Here is a 13365-nt window from a genome sequence, read left to right on the forward strand (position 1 = left end):
ACGCTATCTGAATGACAGCTTAAAGACATCAAATACGTGTTGAGTTATTGATGATGAGAAAGTCAATTTCTTAAAATTGTGGCTGATAATTTTACAGTCAAAAATCATAGTGTGAGAATAAAAATATTACTCTAGAGTTTATTTTTATAAATTCACTAAGAACTATTGATATTAATCATTTTTATAATAAAAAATAAGCCATCAAAATACTCATTCCGATGGCTTATATTGACACAATGAATACAATCTGTACTGGTTAGTACACTTTAGCTACCCATCAATATGCATAAGACGCAATTGCTGTTGCAATCGCTTTGCCTTCATCATTGACCATGGTCATACGCATCGTGCAACCCTTGCGCCCCATGCGTAAAGTCTCAGCTTTGGCAATAAAATATTGTCCACGCCCCGGTGCAAGATAATCTACACGCATGTCTACTGTTGCCAAACGTGATACCTTTTTCAATGTATCTGGTAGTTGGTCTGGCTCTGCACGTTTATACAACTCACCCATTGCGACAATCCCACCAATACTATCGAGTAAAGTTGCAGCAACACCGCCATGCAAAATCTGAAAAGCAACATTTCCGATCAGAAATGGCTGCATTTCAATATAGCCTTCAATTTCGTCATTTACGACACGCATTTGCATGGTGTTATGCGAAAAATAGGGCGAACCATTAAACGCTTTAGTCAGTTGGTTAAGTACAACATTTAAATCTGCTTTCGCACCTAAATGTAAATTACCAGTCCACTTTTTTTGTGATTCGCTTGATGCAGAATCAGTTTTAGGAGAATCACTCATAAGAATTTCGAAACCAATATTGAGAAAAATATTCAGCTTTTTCCCAAAAAATATATGAAAGGGCTACAATAATCGCCTAGTTTAATACTGAACATCGAGATTGTTATGACTTACACGTTCAATCGTCCAGCTTTTCCTGCTACTCGCATGCGTCGTATCCGCAAAAACGACAAGCTTAGAGCGATGGTAAGAGAAACTCAACTCACAGCAGACCATCTCATTTATCCAGTATTTGTACTCCATGGGCAAAATCAAAGCCAAGATGTACCCAGTATGCCAAATGTTCAACGACTATCGGCAGATTTATTGTTGAAAAAAGCAGAAACTTTATTAGAACTTGGTGTGTCGAAACTTGCCTTATTTCCAGTTACACCACAACAAGACAAAAGTTTAACAGCAGAAGCTGCTTGGCATGAAGACGGCTTGGTACAAAATACAATACGTCTTTTGAAAAAAGAATTACCAGAAATGGTACTCATCACTGACGGTGCATTAGACCCTTATACTACACATGGTCAAGACGGGATTATTGATGATACAGGCTATGTATTGAATGATGAAACGGTTCAATGCCTCATCAAACAAGCGTTAAGCCATGCAGAAGCAGGTGCAGATGTTGTTGCACCAAGCGATATGATGGATGGACGCATTGGTGCAATTCGTCAAGCTTTAGAAAGTAATGGTTTTATTCATACCAATATTATGGCGTATTCTGCGAAATACGCATCGAGTTTCTACGGCCCTTTCCGTGATGCAGTCGGTTCATCATCTAATTTAAAAGGTGGTAATAAATACAACTACCAAATGGATGTCGGCAACCGTGCAGAAGCGTTGCATGAAATTGCATTGGATATTCAAGAAGGTGCGGACATGGTTATTGTCAAACCAGGTATGCCTTATTTAGATATCGTCCGTGAAGTAAAAGACACTTTTGGCATTCCTACTTTTGTTTATCAAGTCAGTGGTGAATATGCCATGCTTGCCGCAGCCATCCAAAATGGTTGGTTATCTGACAGCGTGATTATGGAATCTTTAATGTGCTTCCGCCGTGCAGGTGCAGACGGTATCTGGACTTATTATGCGGAAGATGCTGCACGTAAATTGAAAGAGATGAAGTAAGAATCCCTCCCAACCTCCCTTTTTTAAAGGGAGGAGAACTAACTACATTGATAAGCTCCCTCCTTTAAAAAGGAGAATTATCTAAAATGGTAAGCTATCTCCTTTAGAAAGGAAGGTTGGGGAGGATTTTAGAATCCTAAATTGGTACAAAATATACAATGCATATCACCATTATTGGTGCAGGAGTGAGTGGCTTACTCACCGCACTTGAACTTGTTGAACAAGGCTGTAAGGTCACCATTTTCGACCAACAATATGCTGGTCATGCTGCCTCATGGGCAGGTGGTGGTATTCTTTCGCCCATGTATCCATGGCGATATCCGCAAGAAGTGAATCAGATCGCTCAATACGGCAAACAACTTTACCAAGAGTGGAATGACAAACTTCTACCTGAAACAGATATAGATTTTCAAATTCATGAAACTGGCATGCTTATTTTCGATGAAGCAGATTTTGAAAAAGGTTTAAATTATAAAAACCAATTCAATGAACCCATGCAACATTGTGAATATTTACAAAGAGAACAACTCGAACAGGTTAATCCACATATTTCAGCGCAACTACAACAAGCGATCTATTTTCCACAATTGGCAAATGTTCGAAATCCACGGCTGTTAAAATCGCTGATTACCTATCTCAAGCAACATCCCAATATATATGTTGTTGAAAATACATGGATTGAAAAATTTAATATTCAGAATCAAAATATTCAATCCATTCAAACATCCAATGGACAACATTTTGAAGCGGATGAATTTGTCATTGCAACAGGTGCATGGTCAAACACATGGTCTACGCAACTGCAACTTTCAATTCCAGTAGAACCTGTTCAAGGGCAAATGATGCTCTTCAAAACACCAGAAAACTGGCTACCAACAATGTGTATGAACAAGGTCATGTATCTCATTCCGCGTATGGATGGTCATGTGGTCTGTGGTTCAAGTATGGATCATCTTGGTTTTGATAAACGTCCAAGTGTGCAAACACAGCAAAATATTTATAAAGCCTGTTTGGAAATGGTGCCTGAGCTGGCAAACTTTCCTATTGTAAAACAATGGGCTGGGCTGCGACCAAGTTCACCGACGGGTATTCCATATATTGGGAAAATGCCTGAGCTGAACAACCTTTGGGCGAATTTTGGACATTATCGCAATGGCTTGTGTATGGGCCCGGCTTCTGCACGATTATTACGACAACTCATGCTCAACCAAGAAACCTTAGTTGATGCGAAAGCCTATTCTACAGAACGATTACAGCGCACTTTTATGAATGCTCAGTAATATTGTGAATGCTGAATAATCTAATCAAGTTTTAGTAAGCATTTGAATATATAATAGATGTCTTGCGAAAAGTAACTTTGAATCCATTTTTATTTACATTGGAGCTCCCTCTCCTTTTAAAGGATGAGAAACACGGTTTCGCAAAAGGGAGAGGATTTTTTGATACACTCTCCTCATCTACTTGCGGAATATATTCCTCATCCCTGAGCAATATATGGCGCAAGAGAAGGAACGACTAATATTGGCTTTATAACATTTTTAATTGTAAATATTTGGTTGTATTTAACTTACGCAAGAAGTCTATTCACAAGCTTGTTCATTAACACGCAATTAAATTCATCAATAAATGAATCATCACCAAACAAACAAATGAATCAAGTATTCAACATTTTTTACTGACCAAACATTTTGTTCGCCATGCGTTGTGCTTGTTTACCATAAAACCAGTATGTAATTAAATATAAAGGAATTGCAAGGATCAACAGCATAACCAATGCCGAGATTAAAAATTGTGAGCTTTGCATATACAATACAAAGGTCTTCCAAATTTCTGGATCATTTTTAGCAAATAAAACAATACCTGCAAAAACTGTAATTAAATTATAACTCCAAAAAATTAAGCTAAAACCCAAGCACAGCTTGTTACGTTCTTGTGCTGTCGGCGCACGTTTTTGTTGTTTTAAAAAACGGAAGAGTACAATAATCATCGCAATCAAATACGGAAGCGCGGTTAAAACACCTGCAATTTGATTTGGTAATAAAGCAGCGAGTACACCTGCCAGCATGGTCAACACTAAACAAAGTATAAAAAACCATAAAAAATATTTGTTTAGCGAAATCATCGAAGTTTATCCGAGCTTAAAAAATACATTATAGAAACTTTTTTAAATTTTTTTCACTTTCTTGTCAACCAATCTGAAACTCGTGTCGTTATATATGTATAAGGTCGCAGCAACCAAATGTATTTTGCACGGCATCCGCAAAAATTTGGAGACCTTTGCTCCCCAGAGAGACTGAGCATTTATACTTCTGTATGAAGATTTAGAATAGCAGCCCGAATCTTGATTCAATGAAGTATTTTAGCCGACGATTTATTCATCACTCGAATCGTCGGCTTTTGTTTGTCTAGACTTTCTGTTTTTAATCTTGCAATTCCTATATATTTTGCAATTTTAGCTGTTGCGTTACTTTTAATATGGCAACAAAGCCAAATAATGTAAATGCGAGCATAAGAATGCCCATATTCAATAAGTGACTCCACACCAAAAAGTTCAACAATATTCCGCCTAGAAGCCCGCAAGCAAATTGCATACTTCCCATAATCGCACTTGCAGTTCCTGCTCTCGCACCCTGCTTCGACATTGCCAAAGCCATTGCATTCGGTCCTGTAAAACCAATTCCAGAAACAGTCATAGACAAACCAAGCATGATCAATATGAATGGTGCATGTGCAAACAAGCCTGAAATCACAATAATAATTGCACCCGTCAATTGAATTAAGCCACCGATTTTTAATCGATTGATAACCGATACTTTATTGACTAATCGCTTATTCAATGATGCAAGGACAATAATACCCAAAGCATTAAATCCGAAAGCAAAGGCAAATTGTTGTTGTGATAATTGATAATCGTCCATCAACACTGCAGGTGCTGAGCTGATATAACAAAACAGCGCTGCCCCTGTGAAACAGCCTGCCATCATTGGAAAACGAAAGCTTTTATCTTTGAGGATTGCTGCATATAAAATAAAAACTTGCTTGAAGGTTAAATTTAGTCTGCGTTCAGCTTCAAGTGTCTCTTTAAAAAAGAAGTGGATACAAAGCAAGCACATTAAACCAATGATAAATAGGGCAATAAAAACAGCCTGCCAATTGAAAAATTGTAAGATAATCGCACCAATTGTCGGTGCAAGAATTGGGGCAATCCCCATAACAATCATCATACTGGCAAATGCTTGTGCAGAACTTTGTACATCTAAACGATCACGAATAGCAGCTCGTGCCATGACGACACCCACACAGCCACCCAATGCTTGTAAAATACGTGCTGCGATCAAAGACCAATAATCAGGTGCGAGAACACACAATAAACTTGCAAATGCATAAAGTGCCATTCCAAAATAAAGTGGTTTTTTTCGTCCTATACGGTCACTGATTGGGCCATAAATCAATTGTCCAATCGCTAATCCTAAAAAATATGCAGGTAATGTATTGGCGATTTGCTGTGTCGAAACATTGAAATCTTGTGCCATTTGTGGCAATGCAGGCAAATACATATCAATGGATAAAGGACCCAACGATGTCAATAGAGCCAAAAGCATAATCCAACCCGTAGAATACTGCTGTCCCGCATTTTTTTCAGACATAGATCGTTTATAATTTAATAGCTAATATTGCAAACAAGTTTACACTGTCCAATGTATCATTTGTCACCAATATAAGTGAAAATTCACACAAGTAACATCGTATTTGCAATTGAAAACCACCCTATTGATAAATAAGGATTTCCATTGAACACTTGGCTGTTAAAACTGCGAAAAGCAACCTACAACACCAGTTTCATGTATAACATGAGAATGATCATTGCCTTCTCTGGTACTGCTTTTGTGCCTTATTTCCTAGGTAATCAGATCCTGACCATTCCTTTGACTTTAGGTGTGGTTGCTGCAGGTTTAAGTGATATTGATGACCGTTTTTCAGTGCGTATCCAAAATTTACTATATACCTATATCGGTTTTTTTATCACCGCTGCGTCTGTAACGCTTTTATTTCCCTACCCAATTATCTTTGCCCTTGGTCTAATCGTTTCCTGTATTGGCTTGATTTTATTGGGATCTTTAGGGCGTCGTTACGCCACAATTTCTTATGGATGCTTAGTGGTTTCGGTCTACTCCATGCTCGGTGTGCATTTATTTGACCAATGGTATATGCAGCCAAGTTTATTAGTGATTGGTGCAATGTGGTACGGACTCATTTCCACGATTAGTTTTTTATTATTTCCAGTTCGCCAAGTTCAAGACAAACTATCACAATGTTATTCTGCGCTTGGGGATTTTTTATTTTCAAAATCTAATCTATTTGATGTCGATATGACACCCAGTAGTTATCAACAAAGTATGATCAGTTTATCCTTGGAAAATGCACAGCTCATTAACTTTTTTAATGAAATGCGTATGGCACTTTTGACCCGTTTAAAAGGTGACCGAGGGCAACGAGATACTCGCCGTAGTTTACAATATTATTTTGTCGCCCAAGATATTCATGAGCGTGCCGATTCAGCACATATTGATTATTTAAAATTGGCAAAACTATTTGAACATAGCGACATTCTGTTTCGCTTTCAGCGGGTTCTTTCCTTACAAGGAAAGGCGTGTAAAGATTTAAGCGACAGCATTTTGCATCGTACAACTTATAAGCATAACACTCGTTTTGAATACACTTTTAAAAATTTAAAGCAATCTTTGGAACGCTTAAAACAAGAAGAAAAATATGACCTGATTTGGATCAATGCCTTATTTTCACTATATCAAAATCTGAAATCAATCGATGCACAATTGCATAATGTCGAAACTGAACGTCATATTACTTTTGATCAAAGCAAACATATAGAAAACCAATTGAAAGATGATGATCTTAAAGGTTGGGACGATATCGTCATTCGAGTCAAACAACATTTAACTCCAGAATCTGTACTGTTTAGACATGCGATTCGCGTATCGATCGTATTGTTTATTGGCTACGTTTTTGTGCAATTGACCAATATCGAATATGGTTATTGGGTTCTACTCACTGCACTATTTGTTAGCCAACCCAACTTTAATGCGACCAAACGTCGTTTGCGTTTAAGAATTATTGGTACGCTTGGCGGTATTATTCTCGGATACGCCATTTTATATTTTGTTCCATCCATTGAAGGACAATTATTATTACTGGTTCTCAGTGCTGTTTTATTCTTTGACCTACGCAGTAAACAATATGCACAAGCTACTGCTTTTATTACCATTATGGCTCTGATTAATTTCAACTTGGATGGGCTTGGTTTTGAGGCAGCACTTCCACGTATGATTGATACGGTGATCGGCTGTGCTTTGGCATGGTTTGGGGTGAGCTTTATTTTCCCAGATTGGAAATTCCGTCGCTTACCAAGAACCATTCAACGTTCATTAGAAGCACAATGTCTATATTTAGCAGAGGTGGTGGATCAGTATCATCATGGGCGTAATAATGGTTTGAACTATCGTGTCGTCCGCCGCGCAGCACACAATACCGATGCAGATGTAGCTTCATTAATTTCAACGCTTGCGACTGAACCCGATTTCGACCCAAATCAAAAAACCTTAGCTTTTGAATTTTTGTGTTTAAATCATACATTTATTAGTTATATTGCAGCTTTAGGTGCGCATCGTGAACAAATTCGAGATCCAGAGATTTTAAAACTTTTAGATCAAGCTTTAGATGATATTCGTGGTGCATTGCTATATGATGAAATGCCTGATTTAACAGCACACAATATGTCACAGACGATTCGTATGCGTTTAAATCAATCTGAATGGGATGATCCTAAATCATTGATTATTCTTCAACAATTATCATTAATGTTTAATATTTTAAAACGACTCAGCAGCTTAAAACAAAATTTGAGTCATGAACGTGATAATCAATCAACTGAATTGGCTTCATTATAAATGTGCATAAAATTTGCTTAGTTATTTGGTATAATCCGCGTACTAAATCTAATGATGACGATGATTTAGTGCTAAACTCCAACTCGATTTAGATACATTACTGACACTATGACTGCCAAAAATATTTACGCTTATACTCTGCAACCTGTTCCATATGAAGTTTCAGAAACTGAACAACGCAGCGCTCAACTCACGATTTGGCGCAGCACCAATAAAATTAGTATGAAAGTTTGGGCAATTTTAGGTGTAATTGTCGCATTGTCAGTGCTAGGTCTTATTCTCATTAAGAACTATTCGACTGTTCTTTTTTGGGTACTTCTTGCCGGTGTTGCGATCTATCTTTTAGTTCGCAAATTCGGTTTGGAATGGTATGTAAAACGTAAAATGAATGAATTCCCAGTTCAAGAAATCAAAGGCATTAAACTTGGTATTCAACCAAGTGGTATTGTCATGATTCAGAAAATGGGCGTACAAGAAGGTCGTGGTACGATTGCTTGGAAAGATATTTACGAATGGTATAACACGCCTGAATTTATCTTGGTTAACTTTAAAGTAAAAGACCAACAAGGTGCGTACATTCTGCCTAAACGTATGAACAGTAAAAACTTTTCATTTGAAACGTTGCGTAAGCATTTGAATGAAACAGTGGGCGCAGCCAAAACACTTTAAGTTTGTAGAATGTAGATGAACCTCCCTTATTGTGGAGGTTTTTTTAACTTGAAAAATTCAATGTAATAAAAATGATAATGATAATAAATATTATCCGCAAAATCCATTTTATCTACCGAATCTTCAGCTATAATTTGCCCTATCAAAATCACAACGTCTCATCCACAGCCATGTTCAAAAAAATCTTTTTCCAAATACATTGGTTCTTGGGGATTACAGCAGGGTTAATCCTTTCTATTATGGGGGTTACTGGTGCTCTTTATTCTTATGAACAACCTATTCAAAAATGGCTAAGCCCGGACAGTTATACTGTTCAAGTTCAGAATAAAACCAAATTAACACCAGTTGAAATTTATCAACATTTTCAAACAAAAAATCCTAAAATAAAGATCAATAGTATTACCGTTGCGAAAGCGCCTGAAGAATCTTCCAATATTAATATTGTGAAAGAAGGTGCGCGTAAGGGGTATACTATGATGATCAACCCCTACACTGCCGAAGTGCTTCCAGAAGTAAAAAGCAAAGAATTTTTCCAATTTGTGCAACAATTGCATCGCAATTTGACTGTGGGTGAGGTTGGAAAGCAAATTACGGGCGCATGTACATTGATGCTAATTTTCTTTGTACTGAGTGGTTTATATCTGCGCTGGCCGAAAAAGCATTCTTTTAAACAATGGTTTACGATTAAACCTAAATTAAAAGGTCGTAATTTCCTTTGGGATTTACATGCTGTTGTGGGTACGTGGGTCATTATTTTCTATTTGATTTTGGCATGTACAGGTTTGTATTGGTCTTATGACTGGTGGCGTAATGGCATGTTTAAGGTTTTAGGCGTTAAACAGCCTCAACCTGAAATGCAGGCTCAACAAGGCAAACGTGGTGAAGGCAATAAACCAAGTGGTGCAAATCTACCTCGTGAAGGTCACCCTGCTGCACACAACCGTGGTGAGAATCGTCCTGAATCTGCGGCACAAGAAAAATCAAAAGATAAGACTGATCTAGAAAAAACAGAGAAAAAAGGCTTAAAACCTGAGCAGATTCAACTTGCACTCACGCAAACATGGAGTGGGTTTAATGCGCAAATTAAACGTGATTATTCAACTTTAACTGTTTCAATTCCTAAAAAAGCAGATGGTAAAGTTGAAGTCTCATTTGTAGATGCCATTCCACAACATGAGCGTGCACGCAATAAAGCGACCTATAACTATCAAAATGCTCAGCTTGAAAAAGTTGAATTATATGCAGATAAGCCGCTGAATGAAAAAATCATGAGCAGCATGCTTCCAGTACATCGTGGTAGTTTCTTTGGACCTGTTTATCAATTCATTGTCATGCTCGCTGCATTGGCAATGCCTTTGTTCTTTGTAACGGGTTGGATGCTCTATCTCAAACGTCGCAAGCAAAAGAAATTAACTTTGGCTGCAAAACAATCTAGTTCGGCGATACAGCTCGACCCCAATGCGACACCATGGCTCATCGTCTATGCGTCACAAACAGGTGTTGCTGAACAATTGGCTTGGCGTACTTCAAGTAGTTTACAAGAAGCGCACCAACCAACTACCGTTAAAGCTGCACAACTACTAACAGTAGATGATTTAAAACAAGCGAAGCAAGTCTTATTCATTGCGAGCACTTATGGCACGGGTGAAGCACCTGATCTTGCATCAAGTTTTGAGAAAAAGATGATGGCAATGTCCATTGACCTTTCTCATTTAAAATATGCAGTATTAGCTTTGGGTTCAGAAGAATATCCTGAAACATATTGCAGTTTTGGTCATCGTATTGATACATGGTTAAAGCAAAATGGTGCCCAACAATTATTTGCAACTATTGAAGTAAACAATGCCAATAATGATGATATTCAAAAGTGGAATGTAGCTTTAGCACAAAGCACTCGCCTTGATTTACAACCGATGTCTATTGATAAAACCTTTGATCAGTGGAAATTGATTAAACGTGAATTGTTAAATCCAGATAGTTCAGGCGCACCTGCATTTAATATTGAATTACATGCGGCTCATGAAGCGACTTGGAAAGCAGGTGATATTGCAGAAATTCAGACTGGGAATAGCCCTGAACGTATTCAAAAATTCTTAACTCAACACCAAATTCATGCCGATACTCATGTGGATTCACTGAATCAAAGCATTCAACAGGTACTTTGGAATCGTAATTTAACGGTTGATATTGAACCTTTTGCAAATATGGAGCATTTACTAGAACAGCTCCCGACTCTCGCAACACGTGAGTATTCTATTGCAAGCATTCCAAACCAACAGGTATTACGATTAGTCATTCGTCAGCAACAGAATGAACAAGGTGAATTAGGTTTGGGTTCGGGTTGGCTTACTGAGCATACTCAATTACGTCAAGACATCGCACTGCGTATTCGTACCAATGAATCCTTCCATTTAATTGCAGACAATCGTCCTATTATTTGTATCGGAAATGGTACAGGTATTGCAGGATTAATGAGTCTGATTCATGCACGAGTTCGTCTAGATTACACCGAAAACTGGCTCATTTTCGGGGAACGCCAACAAGCGAATGACTATTTCTTTAAAGAAACTATTCAAGCATGGCAAAATACAGCAATGCTCAAACGTATTAATCTAGCATTCTCTCGTGACCAAGCTGAAAAAGTGTATGTACATCATAAACTTCGTGACAATGCAGAAGAACTAAAAGCATGGGTTGCCAATGATGCAGTGATCTATGTCTGCGGTAGTATCAATGGCATGGCGAGTGATGTAGACCAAGCTTTAGTTGATATTCTTGGGCAAGAGACGATGGATCAATTACGTCAGAATGGACGTTACCGCCGTGATGTGTACTAATTTCCATTTTTAAAGGCTATACAGATTAAATAGTATCATTTGAACTAATCAAAAAAATCCGAGCTCAATTGCTCGGATTTTTATATGTAGTCTTGGTATAAGTATCCTATAAATATCACAATCATGCCTTTCGAATAAATATACTTGTAAAACGGATATTTAATCTCGTTGAGATAGCATTTATTTACAAATAACACAGCAATACCGTTTAGAATTCTTTTATGTCTCTTTTGCTTAATGATTCAAGCTATGTATAACAATAAATTTTTCCGTATTATTCTATTTATTATTGGTTTTTTACTCTTTCTCGATGGTTTTATCCTGCTTCTTTATAAAAAGATTCATCTAGGAACAATTTTACCTCTGTTAATCGGTCTAGTTTTCTGCATCACTGCATTATGGATTCATCGCATTAATCAATTCTTAGCAGCGCATTCAAACATAAAAAAACTTTGGCAATTTGGATGGATATCTTTTGCCGTTTGGTTACTAAGTTTGATTGTCTTTTTTGGATACATTCACGTTAAATCTCAACAGGAACACCATATTGAAAATGTCCAAGCCATTATCATTTTAGGCAGCGGAGTCACGCAAGGTAAAGCCTCCCCCACTCTGGCTAAACGCTTAGACCGCGCAGCAGATGTTGCTAAACAACAACCTCAAGCATTGATCATTGTCAGTGGTGGACTCGATTATGGTGAAAAACGGACTGAAGCTGAAATTATGTCTAAATATTTACAAGAAAATGATCAAATTCAAGTAGAAAGAATCCTACAGGAAAATAAAAGTACCAGTACAGCTCTAAATTTAAAAAATAGTCAGCAAATTTTAAAGCAGTATCATTTAAATGTAGACTCAAAAATTGCAATCGTCACTAGTGATTTTCATACCATACGTGCAGGTGCAATTGCAGAAAAACAAGGCTATCGTAACTTTGTAACCATTGGTTCTAAAACCCCCATTACAACGCGCTATAACGCATGGTTAAGAGAATATTTTGCATATCTCAGCGGTTGGATTTTAGGTGAGTATTAACACTCGCCTATATAACTTGTTTACCTTGATGGTTTTCTTAAATTAACGATCCACTACAACTTAAATTATAGAAAAACTATATCTGATTAATTCTAATTTTACGTGGCAAAGGCAATTTACTATTATTTTTAAATAATTCAGGTTGTGTTGTATAAAGTTGATATAAATAACTTTTCATATCAATTAAAAACTTACTAGCAGATACCAATACATTCTGCCCTTCAGGTGTCAGATTAATGGACAATAATGTATTATTTTTTTGAATAAATGGAATCATTTGCTCAAGGAAAGTGCTTAAGTCAACTTCTTGAACTGAATAACGGCTCCAATTATCTTTAATCAATAACTGTGCCAAACTTTTACCTTGCCAAACGGCTAAAGACTGTTGTCCTGTCGGTGTCGCACACAATGCCCAACCGTCATCATAAAGTGCAAATACTTTGGTTTGCGAAACAATCGTTTCTACAAAGTATTTGTATTGATCTGTAGCTTGAACTGGAGCTTTCTGAGCAGAAGATGCGGCTTTACGTTGATACGGATTTCTCATAAAATTTATTTTTAAAATAATTATAGAACAATTCTATACAGATACATTAGATAAAGAAAGGGATAGATATAATGGTGGGCGCTGACGGGATCGAACCGCCGACAACCTGCTTGTAAGGCAGACGCTCTACCAACTGAGCTAAGCGCCCTGAGTGAGGATTAACAAAGCGAAACTTTGTTTGAACTTAAGAGAAAAATCTTTGATTTTCCTTTAGATTCTATCCTAAAGACTTACCAAGATAAAACATTGCGTAATATCTTAAAATCCATCTATCTTAATCTCAGGAATAGAGATAAATGGCGCAGCGGACGGGACTCGAACCCGCGACCCTCGGCGTGACAGGCCGATATTCTAACCAACTGAACTACCGCTGCATATATCCAACAT

Annotated in this window: 10 protein-coding genes and 2 tRNA genes; 6 read left to right on the forward strand and 6 right to left on the reverse strand. The window is 37.4% G+C overall.

Translation table 11 applies throughout. The annotated features are described in order from the left end of the window. Positions 1–277: 277 nt before the first annotated feature. On the reverse strand, positions 278–805 hold the full coding sequence (locus tag ACG94X_RS13625) for a thioesterase family protein (RefSeq protein WP_419384249.1): 528 nt from the start codon (positions 803–805) through the stop codon (positions 278–280). 105 nt (positions 806–910) lie between these two features. On the opposite strand from ACG94X_RS13625, the gene hemB reads away from it, so the two are divergent. Beyond that, positions 911–1924, forward strand: a complete 1014-nt coding sequence (gene hemB / locus ACG94X_RS13630) for a porphobilinogen synthase (protein WP_419384250.1) — start codon at positions 911–913, stop codon at positions 1922–1924. A 158-nt stretch (positions 1925–2082) separates the two neighbouring features. Next, the gene (thiO, locus tag ACG94X_RS13635; protein WP_419384251.1) at positions 2083–3204 is read left to right on the forward strand and encodes a glycine oxidase ThiO; all 1122 of its coding nucleotides are present in this window, start codon (positions 2083–2085) and stop codon (positions 3202–3204) included. 392 nt (positions 3205–3596) lie between these two features. Here thiO and ACG94X_RS13640 read toward each other — a convergent pair whose 3' ends face one another. Further along, positions 3597–4046, reverse strand: a complete 450-nt coding sequence (locus tag ACG94X_RS13640) for an ABZJ_00895 family protein (RefSeq protein ID WP_419384252.1) — start codon at positions 4044–4046, stop codon at positions 3597–3599. Positions 4047–4359: 313 nt separating this feature from the next. After that, positions 4360–5571: a multidrug effflux MFS transporter gene (locus ACG94X_RS13645; RefSeq protein ID WP_419384253.1), complete on the reverse strand. Its 1212-nt coding sequence runs from the start codon at positions 5569–5571 to the stop codon at positions 4360–4362. Positions 5572–5715: 144 nt separating this feature from the next. Here ACG94X_RS13645 and yccS point away from each other — a divergent pair, with 144 nt between their 5' ends. The 4 genes from yccS (at position 5716) to ACG94X_RS13665 (ending at position 12431) form a co-directional block, all read left to right on the forward strand. Next, positions 5716–7890 carry a YccS family putative transporter gene (gene yccS / locus ACG94X_RS13650; RefSeq protein ID WP_419384254.1) on the forward strand — a complete coding sequence of 725 codons (2175 nt, stop codon included), beginning with the start codon at positions 5716–5718 and terminating at the stop codon, positions 7888–7890. A 108-nt stretch (positions 7891–7998) separates the two neighbouring features. After that, positions 7999–8559, forward strand: a complete 561-nt coding sequence (locus tag ACG94X_RS13655) for a YcxB family protein (protein WP_419384255.1) — start codon at positions 7999–8001, stop codon at positions 8557–8559. Between the two features lie 170 nt (positions 8560–8729). Further along, a complete protein-coding gene (locus ACG94X_RS13660) occupies positions 8730–11396 on the forward strand; it encodes a PepSY domain-containing protein (RefSeq protein WP_419384256.1) in 2667 nt (888 codons plus the stop codon). Positions 11397–11645: 249 nt separating this feature from the next. Continuing rightward, on the forward strand, positions 11646–12431 hold the full coding sequence (locus ACG94X_RS13665; protein ID WP_419384257.1) for an ElyC/SanA/YdcF family protein: 786 nt from the start codon (positions 11646–11648) through the stop codon (positions 12429–12431). A gap of 76 nt (positions 12432–12507) precedes the next feature. Here the strand turns inward: ACG94X_RS13665 and ACG94X_RS13670 are convergent, their stop codons facing one another. The 3 genes from ACG94X_RS13670 to ACG94X_RS13680 all read right to left on the reverse strand — a co-directional run bounded on the left by ACG94X_RS13670 (position 12508) and on the right by ACG94X_RS13680 (position 13352). Continuing rightward, on the reverse strand, positions 12508–12978 hold the full coding sequence (locus ACG94X_RS13670) for a DUF2750 domain-containing protein (RefSeq protein WP_419384258.1): 471 nt from the start codon (positions 12976–12978) through the stop codon (positions 12508–12510). A gap of 72 nt (positions 12979–13050) precedes the next feature. Continuing rightward, positions 13051–13126, reverse strand: a tRNA-Val gene (locus ACG94X_RS13675). Between the two features lie 149 nt (positions 13127–13275). Continuing rightward, a tRNA-Asp gene (locus ACG94X_RS13680) sits at positions 13276–13352 on the reverse strand. Positions 13353–13365: the final 13 nt, after the last annotated feature.

This window comes from Acinetobacter psychrotolerans (genome assembly GCF_048552595.1).
Taxonomy (GTDB): domain Bacteria; phylum Pseudomonadota; class Gammaproteobacteria; order Pseudomonadales; family Moraxellaceae; genus Acinetobacter.